Genomic DNA, 26,681 nt, shown 5'->3' with positions numbered 1-26,681 from the left:
ATCCAACTCCCAAAAAATTTCTAAAAACAAACACCATGCCCGCTAAAGTATATACCGACAAAGACGCCGATCTCGCCGTCCTCAACAACAAAATTTGCGCCGTCATCGGCTTCGGCTCCCAAGGCCACGCCCACGCACTGAACCTCAAGGAAAGTGGCGTCCAAGTCGTCATCGGCCTCTATCCCGGTTCCAAATCGGCCGCCGTCGCCAAGGAAAAAGGCTTCGAGGTGCTCAACGCCGCCGACGCGGTGAAAAAAGCGGACGTCATCATGATCGCTGTGCCCGACATGAAACAGGCCGACGTTTACAACAACGACGTGCATCCGAACCTCACCAAGGGCAAGACGCTCGTCTTCAGCCACGGCCTGTCGGTTCACTTCAAACTCATCGACCTGCACCCTGAGATCGACGTCATCATGGTCGCGCCAAAAGGCCCCGGCCACATGGTTCGCCGCCTCTATGTCGAAGGCAAAGGCATGCCCGCGCTCATCGCCGTGCAGCAAAACGTCTCCAAGAAAGCCAAGAAAACCGCGCTCGCCTGGGCCAAAGGCATCGGCTCGACTCGCGCTGGCGTCATCGAGACGACCTTCAAGGAAGAAACTGAGACCGATCTATTTGGCGAGCAAGCCGTTCTTTGCGGCGGCGCTGCGGCGTTGATTCAGGCCGGTTACGAGACACTCGTCGAAGCGGGCTATCAGCCGGAGATGGCGTATTTCGAATGTCTGCATGAACTCAAACTCATCTGCGACCTCATCTATGAGTCGGGCATTTCTGGAATGCGCTTCAGCATTTCCGAGACCGCGAAATATGGCGACATCACTCGCGGCCCTCGTGTCATCAATGCCAAGACCAAGCTGGAGATGAAGAAAATCCTCAAGGAGATTCAGACCGGGAAATTCACCAAGGAATGGGTCGCCGAGTACAAGGGCGGCTTGAAAAACTACAACGCGCTCCTGAAGGCTGGCGAGAAACACAGCATCGAGAAAACTGGCGAACGCCTCCGTGGCCTCATGCCGTTTATCGCCAAGAAAAACATCAAGGGCAGCCAGGCGTCTTACTAAGGTTCGACTGCAACTCCACTCAAAAAAAGGCAGACTCGCGAGGGTCTGCCTTTTTTGTTTGGGGAACTTCTTAGAGCCGAGTTAGAGACGGATCTTCCCGCGCTTGAGTGACGGCCCAACCAACACAAGCGCTCCCAGTCCGATCAGCCAATACGTGGAAGGTTCCGGCACCGCCGTCACCGCGTCGATCTGGGATTTGTAATTGCTGAGCTGCACCATGTAGGAGTTGTTGTTGTTCAGGTCCACCGCTTCATTGATGCCCGCCAGGTTCCATGTGGAGCCGTTGAAGATAAAATCGCCTCCTCCTGAATCGCCATCGCGCAGAGTATAGTTATTGGTCACGCTACCGTTGAAGGTGGATGAAGTGGTTCCATACGCCGTCTCAAAATCGGTCGTCGTGTAAGGGGCCAGCGAAACTGTCACATTGTTGGCTGTGACCGTGTTGTAGCCCCAAGCCTCCGTGCTTTTGGAACCTCCATCTCCAAAGCCAATCATCACCACCTTGCTGCCAGCATTGATATTTGAAAAAGGCACTGGCGCTGAACTTGAGATCACGAGATCCGGCAAATTGGGCGCCAGCGTAAGCCGGAACAGAACAATATCTGCCTGACTCGTATCCGGGTTGGTGAAGGTGTGAACGGAACCCGCTTCGATGTTGTAAAGCGTGCCGCCTAGCGTGAAGGAGGTCGCGGTCACAACATGCGCGGCGGTGATGACCCATTGATTCTTCAAGTAGGTGCCGCTGGCCGCACCGCCGCTGCCGGAGTTGACGATGCCCACATAATCCCAGCCAGTCGTTCCCGCCGGGCCGCCCCAGCCGGTGGTCCAATTTGGGATGTCGGAATTAGTCGGCTCGCTCGTGTTATACGTGCTGTTGGAAAGATTCACCACGGCCCCGGCGTGCGGGAGCGTGAGCACGAGGAACGAAAAAAAGAGGGTGCGCGATAATTTCATAAGTCCGAAGTCGAAGATGGGGAAACGCGTAACGCTACGCTTTTTAGGGGAGTCTGAGTCGTATCGAAGGTGTCACAAACAGCCCGGAAATGCGAGCTTTTAGAACTTTTGTTCGTTTCAGTGAATCTAGCGGAGTGAGAGCACAGATAACGTCAAATTTTATTCTACTTGACTTGTAAATGGCCTTTTTCCGATTGTCACAAGCAATGAACTGGTTTCCCTCGTTCTGCCTGACTTCCGCATTTCTGGCAGTGACTTCCACTTTATCGGCGCAGCAGGTGTTGGCTCCGCAAATCGAGCAGCTTCGCCAGTATGGCACAACGGGCGTGTCTTCGCTGCCCCCGGATGAGACGGCGAACAACAGTCCGATGCCAATTTTCGCGTCGGAAAGTCCCGGCGATAATGATCTGGGCCAACAGTTGATTTTGAAGACGAAAAGTGTCTATCAACCACTCACCGCCTACCTCAGTTCCGATGCCACTTACACCTCGAATGTGGGGTTGTCCGATAGTTTTGAGCAGGGCGACTGGTTTTGGAGAACGTCGCTCGGCGTGAATTACGCGCCGCGTATCGGGAATTATCTGCTAGGCAACTTCAACATCTCTCAGAGTGTGTTTCGCTACGACAAATTTAGCGAATTGGACTTCGAGAGCCTGAATATCGGAGCTGGGCTGGCTTACAATTTGTGGTTTTTCTACGGCATCAACGCCGGGCTGGAGTTTAATTACAATCGGCTCACCGCAAACGGATATGGGGATGAAATTTTCTCAGATCGGACGCTCACGCTCACTTTATCGCGCAATTTCATTCTCAGCCGGGCGCATTATTTCTACGTGGTCGGCGGCGCGGAAGCAGGCTGGAGCGATCCTGAACAGGCGGCCCGCGACGAATTTACGGGGCTCGTCGGCTATCATGTGCGGCTGGCGCGCAGCTTCGAACTTGATCTATCCTATCGTCTCGGTTTTTACCATTACACCGAGGTGGATCGCGAGGATGTGAACCAAACGATCCTTCTGGCTGCGCGCTATAATTTCACGAAATGGTTGAGCGCGAGTGCATCGATCAGTGGGTCATTCAATCAGTCGGACCGCACGGGTTTCGACTACAACGCTTTGAATACCGGGGCCGGATTTTTCGTTTGCTGGAAATTTTAAGAAAGGACTTCTTCTGTGAAACCAACGCGCTTCTTCACTCTGATCGCCCTGGCTAGTTCCTCGGTATTTTCCCTCTGTTCTCTTCAGGCAGAGCCGTTGAAAAAAGCGGAAGTCACCCAGATTATTAATCAAGTAGGGATCATCGCCCCCGGTTCTGGGGAACGTCCGGCATCCGTCAATGATGTGGTCGAGGGGAAACTCGGTGTTCGCACCGGCCAAAAATCTCGCGCGGAACTGGTCTTCGCGGATGAAACACTGACTCGGCTCGGAGCGAATACCATTTTTAATTTCGAGGACGGCAGCCGAAACATGGACCTAAGTCAGGGAACCATCTTGCTTCAAGTGCCGAAAAACGCCGGTGGAGCCACGATCAAGACGGCTGCCGTCACCGCCGCCGTTACGGGGACGACCATTCTTTTTGAGCACACCCCGGCACCCGTCGTGCCCGATCGACTCAAGGAAGCGGAAAAGCGCCGCCATCGCAAACCGCATGGTTACATCAAAGCCCTGGTTTTGGAAGGCCATCTCAAAGTCTGGCTCAAAGGGAAATTGGGCGAATCCATTCTGCTCGGGCCAGGGCAAATGCTCATCATGGCCGACGATGCGAGCGAAATCCCGGAAGCCGTGGATTTCGACATCGAAACAGTCGTTACCACCTCCCGCTTGATCGACGGCGCGTATTGGCTGCAGAACAAGCGGAAGCTAAACATGATTCTCATCGCCAATGAGGTATTCGAGCAAAGAAAACGCAAACTTCACGGCGACCTCATCGAGACCAATCTTTTCATCAATGGCAGGGGAACGACCGTGTTTTTGGCCAATAACGACACCCGCGACCATCGCCGGGATAGCCTGACAACGAAAAATCAACCCAGCCAACCTTCTCCGTCGGGCACGCCCAATTCGACTCCTACGGCCACGCCGACGCCAGGCAAAAGTCCCACGCCCGGACGCACGCCCAGCCCTACTCCAATAGAGACACCCAGCCCGACACCGACGGAGTCACCAAGTCCCACGCCGACGGAAACACCCAGCCCGACTCCTCAAGAATCGCCCAGCCCAACACCGGGGCCGACGCCCGAAAATGATCTCGGTCCATTTACCTTCGAGGGCGCGACTAATACGATCACCTACACAACTCCGGCGAACTACGATCCCACGTTGCCCGGTAATGCCACCCAAGTGAATGCCTTGTTCGACAATACCGGCGAAGGCACTGATGTTTTTCCCACCGAAGGCGATTACTTCGGAGTTATCTCGAATGGCGGGGCGGCTCCCAGCGGCTCGCCGGCTCCCGCATATACTGGCACCCGAGGGACGGTGACTTTCCCTCAGACTCAGCCAACTAACCCGGAAGATAAAACCTTCGTCGAAATGGATTATCGTGTCCTCACTAACGAATTCGGCGGTGATTCCACCACCAACGATCACGTCACCTTCACCATCACCGGCGTCGATGGAATGAAAGTCACCTACGTGATCACCCGCGACCAGCTTCTCGACTCGAGCGGGCTACCGACGGCGATTGCACGCTCCAACGTCGGCGGCTATCTCACCGGCACTGATTGGCTGACTTTGAAACTGGAACTCACTCCATTTCTGGCCGCGGGTGAGAGTTCCTTCTCCATCGCGGTGGAAGATTACGAGAGCAGCGATGTCGATACCGCCTTGGCCTTTGATCGTTACCACATCATCACGGGAGACAATTCTGTGCCACCGAACTCGAATCTCATCGATTCCTTTACCGCCAATTTCCCGAATGGAGTGACTTTCGGTGAAAGCACCGGCGAATACCGCGCGCCGAGTTTGGAAGGTATCGAAAACACCAACACCTATGGCCCTGGCTCCAACGGCGGCACCTTTACGGCCACGACGGAAACAGGCGATCTCGTCGTAAACGCCCCGATCCTGGCCGATACGGGCATCAATAAATTCGATCCTAACAGCACGCCTCCGCAGATCTCCGGTGGTGAAGGAGGAACGGTTAATCTTACCTCAAATCAAGCCTCGGTCATCGTCAATTCGACCGTCAAAGTGGCCGCGGACGACGCGACTTCTGGCCGCGTCAGTGCAACTGGCGGTGCCATCAACGTGATTAGTGAACGCAGCGGCGGCGACGGTGTGGTCATCAACAATTCCGGCGAACTGCTTTCCCTGCTCAATGCCGCCGCCTCAACCGATGCAGGTGGAAAAATCATCATTCGAGCGGGCGATTCCAACGTCTTGATCAATGGCGGAAAAATCATTGCCACACGAGGCACGGTCGATATTCGGGCTCCGGGCGACAATCGTAAAATCACCGTCAACAATGCTGAGATTCGTGGCGATATTGTCAAAATAGGAGCCTTGGGTAACAACGGCGAATTGATCGTCGGCGGTGGCACGATCTCCGCAGATAACACGTTGAAACTGTACGGTAATGACACCAATGGGACGGTTCGGTTTGTGGCCGACACCACTTTGGATGGAGCCAGCCAGAAAATCATCTCAGCCAACACTGTGACCGTCGAAAATACGATCAAAGTGACAGTTAATGGCCCGGCGGCCACGGTCTATACCAATCACGCGAATTACACTGGCTCGGGCGGCAACAATAGCACGTCTGGCACATTTACCGGTAGTGGCGCTACAACCGCACCAACCCCGCCGCCATTTGATTAGGCAAAGATCCATCAGCTACAACAAAAAAAGACGGACTCCTAAAAAGTCCGCCTTTTTGTAGCTCCTAACGGAATTATCCGAGCTTATTGAAGGGTATATTCGGCCATGAACTGGCCAGCTTCCTTCTTCACCGTTCGCTTCACATCGGTGCGAAGCAATTTGCGGAACATTTCTTCCTCCATGTTGGCGATCGAGGGGTACACTTCCAGGAGATCCATCAGCGGCGAATGGTGCTCGACGATTTTCTTTGTGCCGCCTTCTGTGACAAGCTCGCTGAGGTAACCGTCGGCATCGCGCAATTTGGCGAGCGACTTGGCACGTTCAGCGGGAGTCTCGCCCTTGATTTTCGCTTCGTGGCGCGCGGTTTCGGCCTGATAAAGCTTGAAGAGTAATTTCTCCGCAGCCGTGGCTCCATAGAGTGAAGTGGCCGCCTCCAGAAGAGCAACCGTAAATGGATTGGCGGCTTGTGGAAACAGCTCGAGCGATTTCGGCGTGAGCATGTAGAACAGCTCCGGTCGTCCGATGCGTCCGGTCGAATGTGGGGCGCGCTTGGTGGTTAGATAACCCTGGCGATGGAGCGACAGACAGTGCTGTTTGACTCCCATGTAACTCATTCCGAGTTTTTCAGACATGCGCGCGACCGCCATGCCCTCGCTGCGTTTGAGGAGATTAATAATGCTAATCCGCTGACTGCGGCCGATTTGTTGGATAATTTTTTGATTCATAATGAGACGTTTAGTCTTATTCGCGTGGTAAAGTAAGAAAAATGTATTTTCTTTTTAATTTTTTATTCCGCCGGCTTTAGGACCAGAAAAGCGCTGCTTTTATCGCGCTCCACAAAGAGCAAAGTGCCCTTCGATTTGTCGCCTTTGCTGAGGGCTGCGGCATAGGATTTCTCGTCGCTGACGATCTGCGAATTTACCTCAGTAATTACGTCACCGACCCGCACACCCGCCACCGCCGCCTCGCTGTCGGGGGCGACTTCGGTTACAATCAGACCCACCTTGGCCTTGAGTTTTCTCGCCTCGGCCAGCTCGGGAGTGAGCACCTGCACCTCCAGGCCCACGCCGGGAGTTGCATCGGAATGGCGAGCCTCGGGCGAATCCATCTCGGGCTTGGAATCGTCCATGTCCGGATCGGCTGGCGTCGTTTCCTCGTCGGGCTCGTTTTTCGCGGTGAGATTGCTCGGCATTTCCGCCGTGCGCACCGGGATGGTGAGTTCCTTGCCATCGCGCCAGACGGCCAGCTTCACCGTCTGCCCGACTTTTTTCTTCTGGACTTCCCGCTGGAGATCGATCGTTTCCTTCACCGGCGTGTCGTCCACTTTCAGGATCACGTCCTGCGGGCGCAACTCGCTTTGCAACGCCGGGCCGTCGTTGGAAAGACTCATCACGATCACGCCGTCTTTCAGCGCCTGATATTTCTTTGAGCTCTTGGAAATTTCCTGCACCGACTGGATGCCGAGTCCCAGCCACGGACGGGCGATTTTTCCGTGGGCGATAAGTTCGTCGCCGACGCGCCGCAGCAAATTCGAGGAAATGGCGAATCCGAGTCCCTTATTGATACCTTGGATGAGGGTGTTCATTCCGATGACTTTGCCGTCGATGTCGAGCAAGGGACCGCCGCTGTTTCCGGGATTAATCGAGGCGTCGGTCTGAAGAAAATCCTCAAACAACCCGCTCCAGCGCCAGTCGAGCAGGTTCTGGTTGCGGCCTTTTCCGCTGATCACGCCGGTCGTGAATGAGTAGGTGAAATTATACGGCGCACCGATCACGCAGGCAATCTGGCCGACGCGCACAGCATCGCTGTCGATAAACTCCACCACCGGCAAATCCTTGGCTTCGATCTTGATCACCGCGACCTCGGACATCGGATCGCTGCCGACGAGCTTCGCGGGAAACGAGCGGCCGTCCTTTAATTTCACCGTCATCTTGGCAGTCGCATCGACCACGTGGCTGTTCGTAAAAATATAACCGTCTGGTCGGCAGATCATGCCCGAGCCCTCGCTCAGTTCCGGCTGAGCGGGAGCCGAATCGCCGTCCGCATCCGGAGCCTGGTTCATTCCCAAAATATCGGCGGGCGACTGGCTGCCAGTGGTGACCGGTTTCTCGATCTCGATGACCACGACTGAGGGCGAGACCTTGTCGAAGACGTTGATGTAAGCCTCATTCAACTGCCGCACCAGATCGCCCGGACCAGCGGCGGAGAGGGGAGCTGTGATAGCGATGGAAGTCGCGAAAACCGCGCAGAACGAGAGACAAAATGAACGTGAAACCATGTTGAGTAGAACCCAGACCGCAGAATCGCAAAAGTCGTTCAAAAAGCAAATCCGCCCGCCGCTTTTGCGCGTTAACGGGATGAATAACTCCGCACGACGTCGTTTGACATTCCACTCTCCTCACCTAACTTTGCTCGTAATTCGATGAACATAGAACAAGCGCCTGCCGTCGCGGAAGTCCTGCCCGAGAAAAAATTCCTTTCCCATGCTCCCGGCTACTGGCCCGACGTCACGCCCGAGCAGTGGAACGACTGGAAATGGCAGATGAAGAATCGCGTCACCACCCTGACGCAACTCGAGAAACATCTCGTTCTTTCCCAAGAGGAACGCGCCGGAGTCCTGCTCTCCGGCAACAAGCTCGCGCTCGCTGTCACACCGCATTATTTCAACCTCATCGAGCGGGAAAATCCCGATTGCCCGATCCGCCGACAGGTCGTTCCTCGAGTCGAGGAAAGTTGGACGTCTCCCTACGACATGGCCGATCCCTGCGGCGAGGACAGCCACATGCCGGTGCCGGGACTGGTGCATCGCTACCCGGATCGCGTGCTGTTTTTGGTCACGGACCGCTGCGCCGCCTATTGCCGCTATTGCACCCGCGCCCGGGTCGTGAGCGGCGTCGGCGAGCAGGAGTTGCACACGGATTTCGAGCAGGCGTTTCAATATTTGGAGAAGCATACGGAGATTCGCGACGTTCTCCTTTCCGGTGGCGACGCCCTGCTTTTTTCCGACGACAAACTCGAATATCTCCTCAGCAGCCTGCGGAAGATCGAGCACATCGAGTTTCTCCGCATCGGCAGCCGCGTCCCCATCTTCCTGCCGCAACGCATCACGCCGAAGCTCTGCCAGATGCTTCAAAAATACCACCCGCTCTGGGTGAGCATCCACACCAATCACCCGCGCGAACTCACCACCGAAGTGAAGGCGGCGCTCGAAATGATGGCCAACCACGGCATTCCGCTCGGCAACCAGAGCGTCCTCTTAAAAGGCGTCAACGACACGCTGCCCGTTATGAAAGCGCTCGTGCACAAGCTCCTGATGTGCCGCGTTCGCCCGTATTACATCTACCAGTGCGACCTCATCAACGGCTCCTCGCACCTACGCACTTCCGTGGCGAAAGGCATCGAAATCATCGAAGGCCTGCGCGGACACACCACGGGCTACGCTGTGCCGCAATTTGTCATCGACGCCCCCGGCGGCGGCGGCAAAGTCCCGATCAACCCTGGCTACGTCCTGCACCACGATCACGAACGAATCGTCATTCGTAACTACGAGGGTGATATTTTCGAATATCCCGAAGTCCAGGATCCGCAAAACGGCCCGAGTTCCAGTCCTATCCGCCACCGAGATCGCTACGACGAATATCTTTATTCGTAAAACTCAGGTCGCTGCTCCCGAGCTGAGAACGTAGAGGAGATTGTTGGCCAAATGCAGGGCGATGCAGGGATAGATGCTCCCTGTTTTGCCGCGCAGCCAGCCCAGCGCCCAACCGAGCACGAAGACGTGGACCAGCCCAGTCCAGCCGTATTGGACGTGGGTTAGCGCGAAAATAGTGGAAGTCGCCAACACGGTTCCGGCGAAGCCAAACTTCGGCAACCAGCCGCGGAAGGCATAGCCGCGCATGACCAATTCCTCTAAAATCGGTGCCAGAATGACGATGGTGAGGAAGAAAACGACAGGAGAATGGATGCCGTTCGCAATCAACTGGAGCGACTCTTTGGTCCGTGGATCGTCCATTCGTTCCATGAAAAATCCGGAGCCGAGAATGACGATTCCGCTGATGAAAATGGAGAGCGCAGCGCGTCCCAATGGCGTGGGATGCAGGGCGAAATAATCCCGCCAGCCGGAGCGCGGCTGTCTCCCGCACACGACCAGGAGCAGCAGCAAAGTCAGCCACTGCGCATTGGCGATGATGAGAAATCCCTCGCCGGACGCCATGAGCTGGGAGGCAAGTCCTTGGGCGGATGCAGTGTGAAAATCACTCGCCGCCAAGCCCGGCATCAGTGCGAAAATGGTGGCTACGATTTGCACGATCACATTGAAGCCCATGAGCAGCAGCACGCTGAGCAATGTGCGGCCCCAGAGATGCGGAGGTTTTTCGGGCAGATCGGACGGTTCTTTCGACCAGAGGTAGAGAACGAAAACAGCCGATGGAACGGCAGCGGCGGCGGTTCCGTAGAGCACCGCCAGAACGATGGAAATGGCGAGGACGAGAAAGCCCTCCAGCGGGCGGCGACGTTGCCAGACGAGAATCAGGCAAAAAGTGCCCACGAGAAAGCCGCCGAGCGAGTGCGCGGCGATGGTGATCCATTGGCCCACGCGTGGATCTAGCGGACGCCGAGTTGAAGTCGAATGCGATCTCAGCGGATTTTCCCCATTCGCATAGGCAAACTGGCGTGCCTGCTCGAAGGAGGCCGGTTTTTTGTGCCAGAACGACGGCCAGTATTTTCCGCCAATGACATCGAACTGCGCCCTGGTCGTTGCCCGGTCATTTGCCAGCATGGCGAGGTGGATGAATTCATTCCTCAATGGCAGGCTTTCGGGATCTTGCTGAGTCCAGATCGTAAAGCCGCGTTTCGCTCGCTCCCAATCCAGCCGGTCGTTGGCAAAAACCATTTCGTCCGGCATGTTCATGGCATCGGCCTGCCAGACGAGAAGGGCGTAGTGCTTGTCTTTTTCCGGGTGAGCGTCGGCTAGTTTCGCGATCCATTTTTCGAAGTCGCCTTTCTCGCCATACCAGCGCGGAAGCAGCCAGTAACAAGCCGAGTTATAGGTTTGTCCATAGGTCGGCTCGCGCCGGATTGCCTCCTCGACCATCGCGAAATAACGCTCGTGACTCCAGCCTTGGCCGAGCGCAACAGATTGCGCCACCACCGTCCATTGGGGACATTTTTCTGGAAGTCCCCTGGCTTTTTCCAAGACTTTCCAGGCGAGGGCCAGACGCTCGTCCATCAACCTCTGACCTTCCGCCGTCACGGTGCTGGCCCAGCCGCTGCCGCGCGCGATCCAGGCGTAATCCACATAAGCCTGAGCCAGACAAAGCTGGGCGGTGATACTTTCCGGACTATCTGCGGCCCACTTTTCATAAAACGCCATCGCTGTCTGGTCTCCCGCAGGATCATCTTCCGGGACAACCACCGCGCACTCATAGAAAGTGGTCAGCAGCCACGTGCCCGACTTGAGGGATTCTTTACTGACCCGCAGTTCAGCCGCCAGCGCTTCCAGTCCGGCGGTGTCCTGCGCCACGCGCAATCGGCGGGTGCTGGCCGAGACCTCCAGATTACGCGTGTAAGCGGGAGAAAGAACCGTCACTTCCTGACGCGGCGGCAATTCTTTTGCCGGTAATTCAGCCGTCCAGCCACACCCGAATAGCATCCCAAGCACCAGCCAGATTGCGATGGAACCCCTCTGTAAGTGAAAAGAGACGAGCCGATAATTTCGCATGAGAGATGGGTTCGTTGGGTTTCCTCCCGAGCCATTCATCAGACCTGAACAAAAAAAGTGGTGCGCGATGCAGTTTGAACCTGCTAGATAATGTTGAAATATCAAGACTTACAAATGACGGCACACCTAAAAGCACACCTGATTCATTAGATCGGGCAAATTTAGCTGAAATTTTCTCATCGTGGCCGTTGCTTTCAATTGGCATCCGTTCCGCCATTCTTGAAATTGTTCGTTCGGCTCGGCCAAAGGAGGAGTCACCATGAAAATGGACGAACTGGCCCGGTATGTTGCCAAGGGACTTGTGATGATGGTGGGTGAAGTCCGTGCTGCCGATGTGAAAGAGTCCGGCTATGTCGATGAGAAATCCGGTCTAAAAGCGAAATCCCTCTACATCACTTATTTCATCGAGCGTAGGAGTGCCTTTGGTTTTGAAGTCGTTCGCCTTACCAGAGGCGTGCGAACGCCTACCGTCGATCCATCTCAAGTTCCCACCCATGTCGAAAAAGGCAAAGTCTATGCTTTCGAGTTGGAGAGTCTGGAAAGAAAAAACGGAAATGTCTTTGGCAAACTCTCCTTGAGAGAGCCGGAAGAAGTCGAAATTGAGGGGCCATCCGTTGCCTCGCCGCAAGGCGAGGCAACGGATGGCCCCTTAATCTTGTCTATTAACAAACAACTCCAAGGAACCCATGACAAAGAGTAAAGCCGCTTACCTTTTCGCCACTCAAACCCTTGGTAAGGAGACACTTTTTATGTGGACCTTCACCTTTGCTGAATTGTTGGACATCAAAGACACCCGCAAACGGTGGAATCACTTACTGACACTTCTCAAAGTGCGCTGGCCGAAACTCTGCGGGCTACGGGTATTTGAGATGCACAAGTCACACGGTCTGCATGTTCACCTGGTCACGAACCAATGGATTGATGTCAATGCCGCAAGAGTTCTCGCTGCCCAAGCCGGATGGGGCAGAATCCACGTCATGCAAATGCCCGTCGAGCGTGCCGCCTATCTGGGAAAATATCTGAGCAAGGAACGTCCACCCTGCCTAAAACGCTGGCGGCTCTGGGCTGGTTTCGGAGATTGGGATTGGACAAGGGTCAAAGATGTGGTTTTTGAATCCCGTTTCTGCACCATTTATCGGGCGTGCAAAGATTGGCTGCACTGGAAAGGCAACAAAGGATTCTTCGACCGGCTACGGATTGTTTCCATGCAGGAAATACGATCTGCGGAAGAAGGGTGGACCGATGGCTTGGGACCGGGAGACAAACCATTTTGGATGTGCTCTTGGGATGAGTTGATGGTAAAAGGAACCGTGCCCTGCCCTGTCTAATTTGTGAAACTTCCCAACGCATCAAACGCCTTCGTCGACCTCGCCAAGTTGCGGGATTACAGCCTGAGTGAGACACACGAAGAGGGAAAAAACAAAGCCCGCGTATTCTGGAGTGCTCTGGAAATCGACGCCAGCGATGCCGAATGGCTGCGAGATCATTTGCTCGCAGCTGTCCTGCAAGCAGAATGTAAAACTGGCAGGGTTTCCGTGTATGGCCGTCGCTATTCCGTGGATTTTCTTCTTCGCAAAGGTTCACTTTCCGCGATGGTTCGCAGGGACTGGATGGTCCGTGGTGGAGAAAATTTCCCTCGTCTTACCTCTTGTTACGTGCTATGAAATTACCCGTGCAAACGACACCTGCTGCATTACTCGAAGTGGTCGCTCTTCTGGAAGACATTCCAGCGGAAAAGCTCGCGGCTGGTCAGGTGGGAACGATTGTCGAGACACTGGCCCCCGATGTATTCGAGGTGGAATTCTGCGACAAGCAAGGCCGAACGATTGCTTTTGCTGAACTGAATCGAAGCCAATTTCTTATTTTACGCCACGAGCCAGCAATGGCGGCTTAAATTATTTTTTGCTCTCACTCTGTCTCTAGCCAGCGAGGCAATGAGCGCATCGTAAAAAACCATTGAAGCCGCGTAGCAGCCTCTCCTCATCCTCTGAGGCTGCTGACCAGCCGGAACACTCTATCGGAAGGGCGGCAAAGCAAAAAGCATGGCCGGTGCAAGGCAAGGGCAGAATTTTTGTATGGTTGCTCGGGAGGTGACTTTTGGGATGCTTACAAAATAGAAGCAGTGGTAGAGTCCTCTCAACAAAAATAGCTCATTTTATGCTTGGTACAGTCCCGTGCCATCGACCATTCCGAGATTTGTCTCGCATACGCAAAGCCTTCAACGATAGGGCATAATAAGATGCACTTCCTGAAAATAATCCAAGACATATTGTTCCCTTTTCGGTTGGTCTCGATGCAATTTCAACTCCCGAACGCCGCCCCGTTTGACGCCGCGAATTGGTTCGAGACTTTTGTCGGGCAGATCGTTGTTCCACTCTTGAGCACAGGTAAGGTCAAGCGATACTGGTTTACCAGATACGAGACGGGAGGCAATAAAAGTGCCTTATTCCGTTTCTATACACGAGACGTGAAAGCCATCGAAAAGAAGGCCAAGGAACTTGCCAAGAGTATGCATGTCACCGGGGGAGCTGCCGATCTCGCTTATGACGCAGGAGAAATCAGCGGGCACCCTCGTTTTCTCGGCACCAATCAACGACAGGCCGACGGGAAAGCTCGTAAGGAGCTAATCTGGGATTTCCTTCATGCGTCAGCGGTCCTCTACGTGGACTGTTTGTCGCATCAAGACGGACAGGGTCGGTGGAACTCGGAAATAAACATGGACCAAGGAAATTGCAGCACCGGTCAGACATTTGAGTCGTTTCACCATATGTTTTGCAACATTACAGGATTTGATCCTCAGATTTACTATTTTCAAGACCCAGCATTACAGGGGTTTCTATCACCTATGTATTACGTCGCGAGGTTCGAAAAGCAGATTGAAGCGAATATCGCCGCAAACAAGCCACCGATGGATGGACTTCCCATTCCAGCGCGCGCTTTTCGAGTTAAATTTTAGTGCCTTGTGTTCCTTACAAATCTGATGAAAACATGCATTCTCTGCCAGTCGAATCCTCCAATTGAGAACAGCCACGTTGTCTCAAAATTTGTCTTCCGTTGGCTCAAGGCATGCACACCTCACGGAACATTGAGAAACACCGATGACATCGGTAAACCCTATCAGGACGGATGGAAGTCCGACTACCTCTGTACGAGTTGCGAGGTGCTTTTCAGCAAATGGGAGGGGGCTTTCAGCGCAAAATTCTTTCGCCCGTGGGTTGAAAAAGCTCAGAGCACTTATCAGGTCACGGAAGCAATTTCCCTGTTCCTAGCCTCTATTCATTTTCGGTGCCTTCAGCAGGCGATGGACAAGAAGCCACAGAGAGGATTGGCGCAATCAACAGTCATGCACCAGGAATTACGGCAGGTCTGCTTGGCCGAACTGATTCCACCGACGGGTTGCCATTTTTACATGGAATTTGTTCCTTTGATTAGGGACCCCGCTTGCGGCCTCCCGGCGGGAAGTAATACTTACCTTCACCAATCGGTTCACGGCACAACCTTTCCTTTTTATAGTCCCCACACAAACGAGGAGGTGACCATCAGCTACGTGAAACTGCCCTCAATCATCACTTTATTTTCACGCTCTGATCTCGAAAAAACCTTCGGGCTGCCCGGCGCGGCAGGGACGATTGTTCCAAAAACTGGAACCATGGATGCTTCTAAGCAAGGGGGCCTCTTGGTTCAATTGATGAATGAAACAATCGCCGAAAGCGCCGCTAAAATCCAGCAAAGCTATTCACAGATTCCACCAAAACAGTTACAGAAGAATATACTAAAAATTCAATCTGCCCTAAATCCTAGAGACTTCCGTGCCCACGAAATTTATCTGGCAGATATGGCACTCATGCCGGATGACATATAAACGACAAACATACCGTTTACGAAAATGACAAACGAAGACGTTGCCCATCTCCTCCCGCTGAGGGAGCCGCAAATCGGAATTCACACTGATATCGTCCTTTCCATCGAGAAAGGGACAGGGAAATGCGGAGCCGCAGGCTGTGTGCATGTTCTATTTCGAGGGTTGGAATACGTCATTACCTGCCACCATGTCCTTAAAAATGACCGAGACTATTTTACCGGTCCCCTGCGCCTCAAAAAGGACATGATCGAGGAGGATATGAAACACGAAGTTCCCCCAATGGAATTTATCGGAAGTGACATTGCTTGTGATGTCGCTGTCTTTCGGTTGAAGGGAATACAGCTCCAAGACATTCCGAAAAGTGCGTACGATCTTTCGCAGAGTCCGTTCACCTTCGATAATTTAAGCAAGAATCTCGGCTTACTTTCCTTCATTTACGGAACGCCGGGATTTGCTCAGAGATATTTTCAGTATCCAGATCTTGTTCTTTACATGAACACGCCAGTCTATATTGCCCACGGACCAATTATGGAAGTGCTCCCTGAAAAGATCGTGAGCGATTTTGCCGAAAAGGATCTTTTAGAACTGAATACCAATGTCGCCCCTCAACTCGTCGGCTTCCAACCCTCTGGGGGCGCACGCGATTTGCGCGGAATGAGTGGTTCTGGACTCTGGATTTATTCTGGCCTCAGCGACAAATTCGAACTCGCAGGCATTTTACGCGGTCGGAACGATCATTGTGACCTTGCTACGGAACATCTAATCAATTTCTGTCCGGTTTGGAAACTCACAGAATTTCTCGAATCACTGATCCCGAGTTGAATAAGATTCATAGCGAGTTGACAAAATGTAAACATCATTGCAGTTTGCTTTGTGCAAACTGATTTTCCATTTGTCGAGATTCCCACCGAACTTTATTCGTTGGTTGGAAAACCCGATTCTGGCACACGTATGTATCGTCGTGATGGATCGCAGGAAGAAGCGGCGGCGTGGTTTGAGTTAATTACAGAAATCATTGGCCCCTCTGTTTCCCCTGGTGGAGTCGGGATGTATTGCCCGGTTTCGAGAGCCGCCGTTTACAAGCGGATTAAAGAGGGAAAGCTTTCCATTTTTCTATTTCACGTCACGTATCGAAAGACCACCCTTTTCGGAAAAAACAAGATTTTGAGAGAAAATCCTTATGGTTATGTTCCGGCAAGTGAGGCAAAGGCTTGGAGGCAAGAATTGGAAGAGAGAGCTGTAAAACAAGGCGCAATCACAATTGAAGATCTGGAGGGGTCAAAACCGGACTGGCATGGAGAATTTCTCCAATGGCAGAACAAAAATGAAAGAATGGGTTTGCTTGATTCTCTGGAAGTGGACGGAGAATCTCCGATGGATTTCTTGATTTCATTAGCAAAAATGCCTTTCCAGAAACCTTTGAGTGCCGAGGAATTGAGAGAAAGAGCAAAAGCTAGAAGGGCAAAGGATGAAGATCGAGAAAGATGATAATTTCATAAGCCTCAAAAAAGCGGCGGGAAAACTGGATGTGTGCGCCCGGACCATTCGCCGCATGTGTCAGAAAGGGGAACTGCCGCCCATTGTCAAAATCGGGAAACTTTCCAAGCTGCCTGAATCCGCCATTTTGAATTACATGCAACGCAAACTCGCCAACCACTAACGCCATGAATCGCACCAGTTATATCCATAAACGCAAGAGGGTCGTCGATGGGAAGAAAATAATTTCTAAAAATTACTTCGGCACTTATTGCTTGGCTGAAAATTCAGAAAGAAAAACCATCTGTCTCTTCACGACGGATCGCCAAGTGGCACAAGCAAAATTAGCTCGGATTGTGAAAGAGCTGGAAATGGAAAGTGAAGGCTTAATTCCCGCCAAGGCTATTCGAGACGGATTGAACCGCCCGATCTCAGAATTACTTTCCAGCCACGTTGCAGAACTTCGTCAGCTTCGGCGTGATGAGCGTTACGTGCGCGGATTCGAGGCGCAAGTGCATCTCCTTTGCCGTGAATGCGGTTGGAAGACCGTTAAGGAAGTATCAGCGGAGTCCTTTCGTAAATGGCGTCAAAAACAAACCAAGACCGCGAAAACGCTGAATGAATATCTAATCACTATATCGGCCCTTTTTAATGCCTTGGTAAAACGGGGACAAATTCCCTCGAATCCTTTGTTTACCGTCGAGCTAATCAAGAACGATGCAGACAAATCTTTCTATCGCAGAGCTTTGGGTGTCGAAGATGCCCGGCGGCTGATTGCCGTGAGCAAGGAAAGAGGCGTCGTTTATCATTTTGCTTTGGAGACGGGTTTTCGGCGCGGCGAATTGGAGCAACTACGCTGGCAAGACATCGCGCTCGATGGTGAACATTGTTTTGCAACGGCCCGCGCATCGACCACCAAGAACCATCGAGCCGCTGCCGTGGCGATTGATGAAGAACTGGCAAACGTATTACGCGCCTATCGGCCTGCTGACTTTAAGGCGTCCGATCTCGTATTTCCAAAAGTCCCGAAAGTGCCTGTGCTGCAATACGATTTGAAGGCTGCTGGAATCGAACCCATAGATGCTTCGGGCCGTAGGATCGATCTTCATGCTTTAAGAAATACGTTCTGCACGTTCCTCGCCCTAAATGGCGAAACGATGAGAACCGCGATGGAACTGATGCGGCACAGTGATCCCAACCTGACGGCCAAAACTTACACCGATGCGGGATTGCTGCCGACAGGTGACGCCATTCGTGCCCTTCCTTCGCTGCTGATGCCAAAAACAAAGGTTTCGGAAAGCACACCTAAAAGCACACCTGAAATAGTCCGTGAGAGTCAAACGTCGTCACAGGCTGTCACGAATGAAGTAAAATTTCTTGAATCGGAAGTGCCTGATAATCAGGAGTTTAGTTACGATTTGTCACACTCCGTCCATGTTAGTCCCGCAGATGGGGAATGGTGCGCGATGCAGGGTTTGAACCTGCGACATCTTGCGTGTGAAGCAAGCGCTCTACCACTGAGCTAATCGCGCAATACCTTAGTATTCAACAGTTTGCGATGAATACGAACACTCTCAAAAAAGCTTTGTAACCTGTAGGCTCAGAGCATGAAGAAAACCCTGGTTTCAGGCTCGAAACCAATCTTCCAGAAAACGGAAGTGCCATGTCTGTATCGGTACTCATCGAATGGAGTATATTATGCCTTGTTCAAGCATGAGGGCAAACAGAAACGCCTCTCCCTTCAAACTACGGACAAGCCGATGGCTAAACGGCTGCTGGGAGACCGGCAGCGCGAGATGGGGCGTGTGGATGCATCGCAGGGGAAATTAACTCTTGCTTCTCTTGCAGAACGCTATCTCACAACCATCCAAGGGCAGGGGGGCAAGCACTGTCGCGCTGAAAACACATCATCCGGCGCTTGCTGAACGATTTTCCGCTGCGCAGCGGCGTAGAAATTTCCAAGATCAAGCCATCTGATCTCTCAGGTTGGCTGGAGTCGCACCGCTTCAAGTATTCATCCTACAACCACTACATTCAGGTGTTGAAGGCGCTTTTCGAGGTGGCCGTGACCGACAAAGCTCTCGCAGATTCACCGGCGCGAACTCTAAAGGTAAAAAAAGTGGTCACGCCGCGCCGTGTCACGCCCAGTTATGAAGAGTTTCGCGTGATCATCGCTGATGTGCGCTCCCAAAAAGGAAATGCTGACGCTGAAGAGAGTGCGGATTTTCTGGAGTTTCTTGGTCTCCTTGGCGTAGGCCAAGCGGAGACCAGCGGCATCGCAAAGCAGCACGTAAATCTTTCCAAACAGCAACTGACATTCTTCCGCGTGAAGACCTGTAAGCCGTATTTTATTCCAATCTTTCCACAGGCCCGAGCCTTGGTATTGAAACGGTATGAGAAGGCTCTGGAGCAGACTGATCCCCTTTTCCGCTCAATCTCGCCAAGAGCAGAAATCAAAAGGCCAGCACTCGGAGAAACGCAAAGAAAGCCCTACAGTCCGCCTGCAACCGATTAAAACTTCCGGCTCACACCCAGAGGTCGTTCCGCCGGATGTTCATTACCCGCTGTATTGAAAAAGGTGTTGATGTCAAAGTGATTGCAGATTGGTAGGGCCATTCTGACGGTGGCCGCTTAATTCTTGGGACTTACAGCCACGTGCGAAATTCTCATGCTGAGAGGATGGCAGCGATAATGGTGGATTAAGGAACCTTAGGCCGGATCCCTCTGATACTTAGGCTTCTCACAATGACGAATCACCTTGCACGTGCAAGGGCTTAAGCACGCTCGCTTCGACGCATGTTCATCACGCGAGCCATAGAACGGGGTGGGACATGAAAGTGATCGCAGAATGGCAATGCCACAAAGATGGCGGCAAGCTGATCTTTGGATACTTATAGTCACGTGAACCGCAGTCACTCAAAAAAAATGGCGGAGTTGATGTAAGAGCACAAAGGTCAGCCTTCGTCAGATGATTCTAAATATCTCTGCTTGGGTCGGGCGACGAGCGTATTCATGCCGCCTGCCTTCCCCGGGACTTCCCCCCGAACAGCTTATCGATCAGGTTGCTGGCCTGCGTCGAATTGAGTTCTCTCAGTCCAACGCCGAACATTTCCACGGCGGTGGTTTCCACCTCGGTTCGGTCCGCGTTGTTCTCCCGGATGATCCGGTTGATTAAGTCGAGCTGCTTGGCACTAACGGGAGTGCCGGGCCGATGGCTTCGGCCATTCGTGTAGCCATTGCGCCCAGTGCCGTTAGTGGGTGGTGCATCGGGGTCGCCATTATGGTGCCCGTTACTGTCATTCCGCTGCCCATTGCCATTGCCATTTTGGCGCTGGTCTCGGTTGCTGCCTTCCGGATGAGACATGCCGTAGCGGGTGGCATCGGGATGAATCCGACTTGCTGGATGTCGTGGTCCACGGTGTCCTGTAGCAACCGGTAAAGACGACTGCTTTCTTCCGGGACTTGGGCGACGTCGGTTAATTCTGTGCGAATGCTAACGACGTATGAATGACTACTGAAATGGGGTAGTCCCAATTTTTTGCTGTAACTGGCTTCTAGTATGATGGCCATAATTTTATTCCTTTCGTGTTGGTTGTTTGGTTGAGAGCACAAAAAAGCCGACCATGTGGTCGGCTGTCGTGCCTTGATATAGTAATCGCTAGTGCTTAGCGACGGGTTCCTTTGCGATCCGCAGACTCTGGGTCTCTTGCCAGCTTTCCGAGTTCTTCAGTTGCCGCGCAGCAAGTTGGTGAGCCAGGTCATCGGCATCTTTCTACGTTTCGCCTCGTGATAGAGGACGGAAACGAGAAAACAGGAGATCGCAGGACTATAGGGGTTGGGTCTAGCCATGATACCTGCTTGGTTAATGTTGCTGGACGGAATGTCCGTTTTGACGCGCAGCCAAAGAGGCCGTCGTCAAAATTATATAACGCGCAAATGGCGTTATTACGTGCTTTGATGGAAGGCGCGTTTCTTCAACATGTGCATAACCGCGTTTATCTAGGGAGCAATAGAGTCGCCGCGAAGACGGCGAGTTTGGTGTCGTTGTTGGGCAGATGCCGGATGGTGATGCTGCTTAGGTCGTATTTGGGCCGGCGATTAATCCACTGCAATGTGTAGAGATAGCGCCATTCCACGGGATCTTCATCGTTTGCACCCAGCCTGAACGCCTTTGCGGCCTGATTATGGAAATGCGGAAAGGAGGGCCACCAATCCTGCACGCCGGATTCGGATACCCAGCGATCTTGCACGCTGGCATCGGGCGGAGGGGTGAAGTATGCGACTAGGGGCTGGGATTCCTCCTCTCCATCCGCCCACTTATAGACCATCTCAGCGATGGCCCCATGAGAGGAAATAAAGCCCGCCGCGATCAAAAAGAAAACGGCTTCGCAGGCGTTGCCAACAGGCATTGTGAGAGGAGCTTGATTCTGCAGGAGCACGAAGCCCTTGCCTGCGTTGGTCTTTTCATCAATCAACTGGAAGGGCACGGCATTGATCTGTTGCCGACCGGCGACCAGAGGCAGGCCGAGACCTTCCTCCCATTTGGAGATATCCCTACGACTCCGGTAGGAATGCGTCGCGGCCTTGCGCAGATTGAGGAGTTGCCACTGATGGATGAAGGCCTTCTGGGCCAGGGGATGAAAAGGCTCCTCCTCAATCTTTGGCACCGCTTTCTTCGGGGACTTCGCTCCCTTTTTGCCTTTCGTTGGGGAGGGAGGTTGAGTCTGGATGCTCACGCTGGAGCCGTTCCGCCAATAGCCCTGAATATAGCTGTGGACCGGGTGTTGAGGCAGGCCGTGGTTATTGTGCAAAAGATTGCTGATGACCATGTTTGCCGCTGCCGCTCCGATGCTTTTGTAATCAAAGACCACGCCGGCAATGGGGACATGGTTGCCCTCAAATATATTGATATCCACATAGCCAACGTCCAGAGGCACGCTGATTCCAAGCGCGTTTAGCCAGGAAAGAATCTCATCACCATGCCCGATGATCGCGTCTGGCTTTTCCATTTTGAACCAATTGGACAGCCCCTGCAAAGACCAGTCCGTGATCAAACCGACTGTCTGCTCTAGCGGGAGTTCGCACTGATAATCCAGATACATCGCCCGACTGCGGTGATGGCTGAGCGCAACTTGGAACGGGGAGATCGCGTAGCCGATACGGCGATATCCCATCCGCTTAAGATTGCGGATCGCCAAGTTGACGGATTGCACGGGATCGACGCTACAACGGTCCATGTCTGGTTTGACCAGATTGATAGAAATGGCACTGCTGGAGAATTCCTTCCAATCCAGTGATAGATGGCCGCAACTGCGACAGAGCGGGCCGATCAGCAAACCACGAATGTTTCGCGCATAGAGGATGCGGGATATGGTTTTTGAATCCGACCGGGCTGTGTCCATCACGAACTCTTCAACCGTGAACCCGCTTTTAGAGGCTATATTCTGAGCCCCCTGGAGATAAAGCTGCGACGCCAGCCGTTGCTCGGGGCGAAAAGATGCGCTCTCCGCAGTTAGAAATGCAATGACAGGACTGCACATCGGCTGTTTGGTTCCACGCAGTGTGGACATGACGGTTGAAACCAGAAGATTGCGGCGATAGCCGAGCCGATCGGCCACTTCGCGAATTCGGACCGCCGTATCCGGATCAACGTTCGGTTCCCCACGGAGCGCACGGCTCACCGTCATGGGCGAAACTCCGGCGCTCTCCGCGATGGTTCGCACGGTAATCTGGGTTTTCATGGATTCTTGAGACTACCCGGATCAAACCCGGACAGCAATGATGGGGCAGCGGTGAATCCCCATCCTGTTTTGTAGCCTTGGTGAATTCAAGACCCGGATTCACAAGCCAGGAGGGCGGGCATCGAAACTGAATCGCCCGTCGCCCGCCCGCTTGGCGAGGCTTGCAACGGCTCAAACTGAGAATTCTTAAGATGATACACCGTCTCAAGCCGGAGATCCCGGGACGAACTGCCTATCAGGATGCGGAAATCCCCGCTTTCCGCCAGCCAGCCACCCTGTTCGGGGTGAAAAAACATAAAGGCTCTCAGGTCGAGAGGAATCGTGACGCGCCGCCGCTCGCCCGGTTCGAGCGTGATCTTGGTGAATCCTTTCAACTCTTTGGCCGGACGCGGTAGAGAGGATTCGATGTCCTGAATATAGAGCTGCGCCACTTCCGCCCCGCGACAGGTGCCGATGTTGGCGAGATCGAAGCTTGCATTGAGAAACACCCCATCGTCGCCAGCTTCCAGTTCCAGATCAGAGTATGCGAAATCGGTGTATGACAGGCCGTGCCCGAAGGCAAAGAGTGGTTCGATGCCCTTGGTGTCGAAATGGCGGTAGCCTACCATGAGACCCTCCTCGTAAGTGACTTTCCCATCGAGGCCCGGATAGGCCGTCGGTCCAAACGCATGAGCCGCAATGTCCTCCAGATGGCGGGGAAAGGTGCAGGGCAGTTTCCCCGACGGGGTCGTGTCTCCGAAAAGCACGCTGGCAATGACGGTTCCCGCCTCCACGCCACCATACCACGCCTGTAGCACCACCGGCACCGATCCGATCCAAGAATCCATCGCCACAGGCGAACCGGAGACCATCACGACAATGGTGCGCGGGTTGGCTGCGGCGACACGGCTGATCAACTCGTCCTGACCGAATGGGAGGGCGAGGCTGGCGCGATCTGTGCTTTCGTCGTCGGAATACAGCGCACGGCTCAAGCCCGCAAATACGATGGCGATATCCGCCCGGCGGGCGGCTTCCACGGCGCGCTCGATCAAGTCTCCGGTAGTTTCCTCGGAACTGTAGCCTTTGGAATAAGTGACGTCAGTCACGAGGCTGGAGCGCTGCATGATCCCTTCCAGAGCATTAACCTCGTGCATCACTTTCACCCCGGCTCCGAAGCCTCCCTTCGAGTGTTTGCGTCTGGCGTTCTCGCCGATCACGGCGATGGAACGCACTTTGTCGAGGACTATGGGAAGGAGAGCTCCCTCATTCTTCAGCAGGACGATGGCCTCCCCGGCGATTTCGCCTGCGACGGCGCGATGCTCTGGCGTGCCCAGACGGCCGACGGGACGGTTCTCTTCGCTCTCCATGCCTCCAGTGGCAATCAGCACACGTAGATTGCGACGCACCTTCTCATCGAGAGCTTCGAGCGGGTAGGTTCCGTCGAGGATGCCTTGGCGGAATGGCTCCGCCAGAAAATGTTCATCGGGTGGGAGTTCGGTCCCCATTTCGAGATCCAATCCGTTAAAAACTGCCTCGGTGGTGTCGTGAACGGCATTCCAGTCGGAAACGACAAGCCCCTGGAATTTCCATTCCTCCTTGAGAATGTGATTGAGGAGATAGTCGTTGTGGGAACACCACTGGCCGCGCAGTTTGTTGTAGGCGCCCATGACCACGCAGACGCCGGCCTCCTGCACCGCCGCTTGAAAAGCTGGCAGATAAATTTCGCGCAAAGTCCGCTCGTCAACCTCAACGTCGATCGTCATTCGTTCGACTTCCTGGTTGTTCACCGCCAGGTGTTTCACGCAGGCAGCCACTCCCTGGGATTGCACGCCGCGAATATAATTCACCGCCATTCTCGTTGTGAGGAAGGGATCTTCGCCAAAATACTCGAACGTGCGGCCACAGAGCGGTGTGCGCTGGATGTTCACTCCGGGTGCAAGCAGGATGTCCTTCTTCCGGGCGCGGGCTTCGGCCCCGAGCACCTCTCCGCCCGTCAGGGCCAAAGCGGGGTTCCAAGTTGCAGCCAGCGCGAGAGAAATGGGCAGGGCGGTCGCATAATCATCCCAGCGCCCGGCTGGCATCCAGCTATCAGGGGAAATCTCCTCGCGAACGCCATGAGGACCGTCGGTCAACCAGCGCTCCGGGATATTTAATCTCGGCACGCCCGATGTGCTGAACTTGGTGTTTCCATGCACAAGACCGATTTTCTCTTCCAGAGTCAGAAGGGAGAGCAAGTTTTCCACTAGGTCTTCAAGGCTGGATTCAGAATGGCTGGTGGAAAAACTCGACGGAGAGGCAGTGTGAGAGGTCATCGTGACAAAATTGTCTTTATAGCTAATCCTCTTTTCCTTACTTCCAATACACGGCGGTTTTGCGCCTTATGATTCTGTAACATTCGTTGCTCTGCACGAGGCGAGACGGCTCGTTTCCCGATTTAACTGCAAGAGAATCATCGTTGAAGCGTCCGCAGCTGTGGAGAGGGCGCGAATGCTTAGTGAAACCTCGTGTCAGACAAACTCCGCTTCGCCAGGGGCAGGAATGTCAGCGCTCTCTCATTTTGGGCACACAGCCAAGGAAAATACTGTAACATCACATTTTCGGCCGCGAACGTAGAAACATTCTTGGACGGGTGATATTACAGCACACGGAAATAAACATCCACAAACTCACCCCAAATTACCCCCTCAAACCATTATGAAAATGGCACCTCGTTTCTCTATGAATCCTAAAATTGCACTCACCGGATGCGCTGCCGCGCTCCTCCTCGCCGCTTCCATCACCACCGCAACAGCAACCAACTTTTCCACCACCACGGTGGGAGTCATGAACACGAACGGTAAGCCGCTTAAAGAAGCCACCGGGAATACTGTCAACGCCACGACTTTTGCGTCAGACATCGCAACCGCATACACCGCCAATACCGGTGGCGTGTGGAATTTTGACAATGTTGGCGGCTTCAGCGTCAACAACGGAGAGACCGTTACGGTGAATAATGGTGGCACTTTGCTAAACACTTTTACTTATACCGAAGGTGCCGGCGCCGGTGGTATCAACCAAGGGAACATCGGCAGCGAAGCGACTTCCGGGGCGTTTGAATTGGGTCTCGCCGGCAACGGTGCCACCCGAACCTTCACGCCGAGCACGCCGCTGATCGAACTCGGAATCTTCAGCTTGGATCGAAATGACGCCAGTCGCATTCCAGTGCTGACAGTTTACTTTCAGAACGCTCCCACCGTCGCCGTCAGCACATCGGGAGCAACCGCGGACGACGTGTATTTCCATGGATTCAAAACCACAATTAGCAATCCCATCGTGAAATTTGAGCTCTCCCAAAACAATTTCATACGTTACGATGATCTTGGTTTCGTCACTGCGGTTCCCGAGCCTTCGACGGTCTTCGGTGCGGTGGGTCTGGTCGGGTTGATCGGCTACAACCAGCGGAAGCGGCTGCCCTTCACCCGTGCGGCCCGCACTGCGCGCGAATGACGTTATAGGACGACAGATTCCCGGAGCTTTTTTTGGGGATTTCGGGAGTGCCAGACATCCACTCAGAAGGGAGGAGTGTCCGCTGCCGCGTAATCCATGTCTGACTCTACCTTCACGAGTATTTTTTGAGAAATCCGGACGGCGAGCCGAAGGTTTGCGGTGATCGTGTTTACCTCCACGGCTCCGAGCGGTTCTGCGACTATATTCTGAAGGTCTGGTCCGCTCCACTCAACGATCTCAACAACTGAAAGGATCACGGCGTCGTCCTCAGCTCGCGGAACAGTGAGGGGACACAAAGACCACATTCCGTGGTCTGACTACGAATTCTACGCGCCAGACATCGTGAAGGTGAACGACAAATACTACCTCTTTGCCCAAGTCGTCGGCGCGCCTTGCGCCGTAGCGGTGGGCGACGGCGCAGATCGACCATCCGAAGGATGCGGGAGAAACCTGGCGCAGTTTCACGATCCCGATTGCAAACATCAGCGGCCGCCACGCGGTGTATTTCAAATTCGTTGACGGCGCTCCCGGTGCGGCCATGCCCGACCTGCGCTCGTTTGCCTTCAGCCGCAGCGCAGCTTCCCAAGG

At 53.7% G+C, this 26,681-nt stretch carries 25 protein-coding genes and 1 tRNA gene; 16 read left to right on the top strand and 10 right to left on the bottom strand.

All coding sequences use genetic code 11. The features are described from left to right. The first annotated feature begins 35 nt into the window (after positions 1 to 35). Positions 36 to 1,061 (top strand): ketol-acid reductoisomerase, encoded by a 1,026-nt coding sequence (ilvC, locus tag ABIT76_00185; protein MEO7931551.1) that lies wholly within the window; start codon positions 36 to 38, stop codon positions 1,059 to 1,061. 81 nt (positions 1,062 to 1,142) lie between these two features. Here ilvC and ABIT76_00180 read toward each other — a convergent pair whose 3' ends face one another. Beyond that, the gene (locus ABIT76_00180) at positions 1,143 to 2,015 is read right to left on the bottom strand and encodes a trypsin-like serine protease (GenBank protein ID MEO7931550.1); all 873 of its coding nucleotides are present in this window, start codon (positions 2,013 to 2,015) and stop codon (positions 1,143 to 1,145) included. A gap of 206 nt (positions 2,016 to 2,221) precedes the next feature. Here ABIT76_00180 and ABIT76_00175 point away from each other — a divergent pair, with 206 nt between their 5' ends. Both ABIT76_00175 and ABIT76_00170 read left to right on the top strand, forming a co-directional pair. Next, complete coding sequence (locus tag ABIT76_00175; protein ID MEO7931549.1) at positions 2,222 to 3,169, top strand: hypothetical protein; 948 nt, start codon at positions 2,222 to 2,224, stop codon at positions 3,167 to 3,169. A 15-nt stretch (positions 3,170 to 3,184) separates the two neighbouring features. Continuing rightward, the gene (locus ABIT76_00170) at positions 3,185 to 5,830 is read left to right on the top strand and encodes a FecR domain-containing protein (protein ID MEO7931548.1); all 2,646 of its coding nucleotides are present in this window, start codon (positions 3,185 to 3,187) and stop codon (positions 5,828 to 5,830) included. 83 nt (positions 5,831 to 5,913) lie between these two features. Here the strand turns inward: ABIT76_00170 and ABIT76_00165 are convergent, their stop codons facing one another. Both ABIT76_00165 and ABIT76_00160 read right to left on the bottom strand, forming a co-directional pair. After that, on the bottom strand, positions 5,914 to 6,555 hold the full coding sequence (locus ABIT76_00165) for a hypothetical protein (GenBank protein MEO7931547.1): 642 nt from the start codon (positions 6,553 to 6,555) through the stop codon (positions 5,914 to 5,916). 62 nt (positions 6,556 to 6,617) lie between these two features. Then, positions 6,618 to 8,108, bottom strand: coding sequence for a trypsin-like peptidase domain-containing protein (locus tag ABIT76_00160; GenBank protein ID MEO7931546.1), 1,491 nt, complete (start codon positions 8,106 to 8,108; stop codon positions 6,618 to 6,620). A gap of 144 nt (positions 8,109 to 8,252) precedes the next feature. Between ABIT76_00160 and ABIT76_00155 the strand changes: the two genes are divergently transcribed. Further along, positions 8,253 to 9,482, top strand: a complete 1,230-nt coding sequence (locus ABIT76_00155) for a KamA family radical SAM protein (GenBank protein MEO7931545.1) — start codon at positions 8,253 to 8,255, stop codon at positions 9,480 to 9,482. 3 nt (positions 9,483 to 9,485) lie between these two features. On the opposite strand, the gene ABIT76_00150 is transcribed toward ABIT76_00155, so the two are convergent. Then, on the bottom strand, positions 9,486 to 11,480 hold the full coding sequence (locus ABIT76_00150; protein ID MEO7931544.1) for a CPBP family intramembrane glutamic endopeptidase: 1,995 nt from the start codon (positions 11,478 to 11,480) through the stop codon (positions 9,486 to 9,488). Then, positions 11,452 to 11,766, bottom strand: coding sequence for a hypothetical protein (locus tag ABIT76_00145; protein ID MEO7931543.1), 315 nt, complete (start codon positions 11,764 to 11,766; stop codon positions 11,452 to 11,454). Before ABIT76_00145 ends, ABIT76_00150 begins: the two co-directional genes overlap by 29 nt. Positions 11,767 to 11,808: 42 nt before the next feature. Here ABIT76_00145 and ABIT76_00140 point away from each other — a divergent pair, with 42 nt between their 5' ends. The 9 genes from ABIT76_00140 to ABIT76_00100 all read left to right on the top strand — a co-directional run bounded on the left by ABIT76_00140 (position 11,809) and on the right by ABIT76_00100 (position 17,071). Beyond that, on the top strand, positions 11,809 to 12,249 hold the full coding sequence (locus ABIT76_00140) for a hypothetical protein (protein ID MEO7931542.1): 441 nt from the start codon (positions 11,809 to 11,811) through the stop codon (positions 12,247 to 12,249). Positions 12,250 to 12,298: 49 nt separating this feature from the next. Then, positions 12,299 to 12,877, top strand: coding sequence for a hypothetical protein (locus tag ABIT76_00135; GenBank protein MEO7931541.1), 579 nt, complete (start codon positions 12,299 to 12,301; stop codon positions 12,875 to 12,877). Between the two features lie 3 nt (positions 12,878 to 12,880). After that, entirely contained in the window at positions 12,881 to 13,213 is a 333-nt protein-coding gene (locus tag ABIT76_00130) for a DUF6883 domain-containing protein (protein ID MEO7931540.1), read from the top strand. Continuing rightward, a complete protein-coding gene (locus ABIT76_00125; GenBank protein MEO7931539.1) occupies positions 13,210 to 13,443 on the top strand; it encodes a DUF4926 domain-containing protein in 234 nt (77 codons plus the stop codon). The genes ABIT76_00130 and ABIT76_00125 overlap by 4 nt, the downstream gene beginning before the upstream one ends. A 399-nt stretch (positions 13,444 to 13,842) precedes the next feature. Next, a complete protein-coding gene (locus ABIT76_00120; GenBank protein MEO7931538.1) occupies positions 13,843 to 14,505 on the top strand; it encodes a hypothetical protein in 663 nt (220 codons plus the stop codon). A gap of 24 nt (positions 14,506 to 14,529) precedes the next feature. Next, the gene (locus ABIT76_00115; protein ID MEO7931537.1) at positions 14,530 to 15,411 is read left to right on the top strand and encodes a hypothetical protein; all 882 of its coding nucleotides are present in this window, start codon (positions 14,530 to 14,532) and stop codon (positions 15,409 to 15,411) included. A gap of 24 nt (positions 15,412 to 15,435) precedes the next feature. Then, the gene (locus ABIT76_00110; protein MEO7931536.1) at positions 15,436 to 16,233 is read left to right on the top strand and encodes a hypothetical protein; all 798 of its coding nucleotides are present in this window, start codon (positions 15,436 to 15,438) and stop codon (positions 16,231 to 16,233) included. A gap of 51 nt (positions 16,234 to 16,284) precedes the next feature. After that, positions 16,285 to 16,899 carry a hypothetical protein gene (locus ABIT76_00105; protein ID MEO7931535.1) on the top strand — a complete coding sequence of 205 codons (615 nt, stop codon included), beginning with the start codon at positions 16,285 to 16,287 and terminating at the stop codon, positions 16,897 to 16,899. Further along, positions 16,880 to 17,071 (top strand): helix-turn-helix domain-containing protein, encoded by a 192-nt coding sequence (locus tag ABIT76_00100; GenBank protein MEO7931534.1) that lies wholly within the window; start codon positions 16,880 to 16,882, stop codon positions 17,069 to 17,071. The genes ABIT76_00105 and ABIT76_00100 overlap by 20 nt, the downstream gene beginning before the upstream one ends. Before the next feature lie 1,273 nt (positions 17,072 to 18,344). Here ABIT76_00100 and ABIT76_00095 read toward each other — a convergent pair. Further along, a tRNA-Val gene (locus ABIT76_00095) sits at positions 18,345 to 18,419 on the bottom strand. 75 nt (positions 18,420 to 18,494) lie between these two features. Here ABIT76_00095 and ABIT76_00090 point away from each other — a divergent pair. Together ABIT76_00090 and ABIT76_00085 are read left to right on the top strand one after the other, a co-directional pair. After that, positions 18,495 to 18,812 carry a hypothetical protein gene (locus ABIT76_00090; protein MEO7931533.1) on the top strand — a complete coding sequence of 106 codons (318 nt, stop codon included), beginning with the start codon at positions 18,495 to 18,497 and terminating at the stop codon, positions 18,810 to 18,812. Then, complete coding sequence (locus ABIT76_00085; protein MEO7931532.1) at positions 18,806 to 19,402, top strand: hypothetical protein; 597 nt, start codon at positions 18,806 to 18,808, stop codon at positions 19,400 to 19,402. The genes ABIT76_00090 and ABIT76_00085 overlap by 7 nt, the downstream gene beginning before the upstream one ends. Positions 19,403 to 19,897: 495 nt before the next feature. On the opposite strand, the gene ABIT76_00080 is transcribed toward ABIT76_00085, so the two are convergent. The 4 genes from ABIT76_00080 to ABIT76_00065 form a co-directional block, all read right to left on the bottom strand. After that, positions 19,898 to 20,251, bottom strand: coding sequence for a hypothetical protein (locus ABIT76_00080; protein MEO7931531.1), 354 nt, complete (start codon positions 20,249 to 20,251; stop codon positions 19,898 to 19,900). A 362-nt stretch (positions 20,252 to 20,613) separates the two neighbouring features. Next, positions 20,614 to 20,736 carry a hypothetical protein gene (locus tag ABIT76_00075; protein MEO7931530.1) on the bottom strand — a complete coding sequence of 41 codons (123 nt, stop codon included), beginning with the start codon at positions 20,734 to 20,736 and terminating at the stop codon, positions 20,614 to 20,616. Between the two features lie 146 nt (positions 20,737 to 20,882). Continuing rightward, positions 20,883 to 22,628 (bottom strand): LacI family DNA-binding transcriptional regulator, encoded by a 1,746-nt coding sequence (locus ABIT76_00070; GenBank protein MEO7931529.1) that lies wholly within the window; start codon positions 22,626 to 22,628, stop codon positions 20,883 to 20,885. Positions 22,629 to 22,714: 86 nt separating this feature from the next. Beyond that, on the bottom strand, positions 22,715 to 24,919 hold the full coding sequence (locus ABIT76_00065) for a glycoside hydrolase family 3 C-terminal domain-containing protein (protein ID MEO7931528.1): 2,205 nt from the start codon (positions 24,917 to 24,919) through the stop codon (positions 22,715 to 22,717). 406 nt (positions 24,920 to 25,325) lie between these two features. Between ABIT76_00065 and ABIT76_00060 the strand changes: the two genes are divergently transcribed. Beyond that, on the top strand, positions 25,326 to 26,093 hold the full coding sequence (locus ABIT76_00060) for a hypothetical protein (protein ID MEO7931527.1): 768 nt from the start codon (positions 25,326 to 25,328) through the stop codon (positions 26,091 to 26,093). Positions 26,094 to 26,681 lie beyond the last annotated feature (588 nt).

The sequence above is a fragment of the Chthoniobacterales bacterium genome, from assembly GCA_039930045.1.
In the GTDB taxonomy this organism is placed as follows: domain Bacteria; phylum Verrucomicrobiota; class Verrucomicrobiia; order Chthoniobacterales; family DASVRZ01; genus DASVRZ01.
Note: the sequence above shows the minus strand (reverse complement) of the source record. Positions and strands in the feature narration are given on the sequence as shown.

Coding starts and splice junctions, on each gene's coding strand:
- ABIT76_00115 (MEO7931537.1), top strand. CDS start 14,530: ATGAAAACATGCATTCTCTGCCAGTCGAATCCTCCAATTGAGAACAGC.
- ABIT76_00120 (MEO7931538.1), top strand. CDS start 13,843: ATGCAATTTCAACTCCCGAACGCCGCCCCGTTTGACGCCGCGAATTGG.
- ABIT76_00160 (MEO7931546.1), bottom strand. CDS start 8,108: ATGGTTTCACGTTCATTTTGTCTCTCGTTCTGCGCGGTTTTCGCGACT.
- ABIT76_00090 (MEO7931533.1), top strand. CDS start 18,495: ATGAAGAAAACCCTGGTTTCAGGCTCGAAACCAATCTTCCAGAAAACG.
- ABIT76_00140 (MEO7931542.1), top strand. CDS start 11,809: ATGAAAATGGACGAACTGGCCCGGTATGTTGCCAAGGGACTTGTGATG.
- ABIT76_00175 (MEO7931549.1), top strand. CDS start 2,222: ATGAACTGGTTTCCCTCGTTCTGCCTGACTTCCGCATTTCTGGCAGTG.
- ABIT76_00070 (MEO7931529.1), bottom strand. CDS start 22,628: ATGAAAACCCAGATTACCGTGCGAACCATCGCGGAGAGCGCCGGAGTT.
- ABIT76_00125 (MEO7931539.1), top strand. CDS start 13,210: ATGAAATTACCCGTGCAAACGACACCTGCTGCATTACTCGAAGTGGTC.
- ABIT76_00180 (MEO7931550.1), bottom strand. CDS start 2,015: ATGAAATTATCGCGCACCCTCTTTTTTTCGTTCCTCGTGCTCACGCTC.
- ABIT76_00075 (MEO7931530.1), bottom strand. CDS start 20,736: ATGGCTAGACCCAACCCCTATAGTCCTGCGATCTCCTGTTTTCTCGTT.
- ABIT76_00060 (MEO7931527.1), top strand. CDS start 25,326: ATGAATCCTAAAATTGCACTCACCGGATGCGCTGCCGCGCTCCTCCTC.
- ABIT76_00150 (MEO7931544.1), bottom strand. CDS start 11,480: ATGCTATTCGGGTGTGGCTGGACGGCTGAATTACCGGCAAAAGAATTG.
- ABIT76_00145 (MEO7931543.1), bottom strand. CDS start 11,766: ATGGCGGAACGGATGCCAATTGAAAGCAACGGCCACGATGAGAAAATT.
- ABIT76_00110 (MEO7931536.1), top strand. CDS start 15,436: ATGACAAACGAAGACGTTGCCCATCTCCTCCCGCTGAGGGAGCCGCAA.
- ABIT76_00080 (MEO7931531.1), bottom strand. CDS start 20,251: ATGTCTCATCCGGAAGGCAGCAACCGAGACCAGCGCCAAAATGGCAAT.
- ABIT76_00165 (MEO7931547.1), bottom strand. CDS start 6,555: ATGAATCAAAAAATTATCCAACAAATCGGCCGCAGTCAGCGGATTAGC.
- ABIT76_00100 (MEO7931534.1), top strand. CDS start 16,880: ATGAAGATCGAGAAAGATGATAATTTCATAAGCCTCAAAAAAGCGGCG.
- ilvC (MEO7931551.1), top strand. CDS start 36: ATGCCCGCTAAAGTATATACCGACAAAGACGCCGATCTCGCCGTCCTC.
- ABIT76_00065 (MEO7931528.1), bottom strand. CDS start 24,919: ATGACCTCTCACACTGCCTCTCCGTCGAGTTTTTCCACCAGCCATTCT.
- ABIT76_00155 (MEO7931545.1), top strand. CDS start 8,253: ATGAACATAGAACAAGCGCCTGCCGTCGCGGAAGTCCTGCCCGAGAAA.
- ABIT76_00135 (MEO7931541.1), top strand. CDS start 12,299: ATGTGGACCTTCACCTTTGCTGAATTGTTGGACATCAAAGACACCCGC.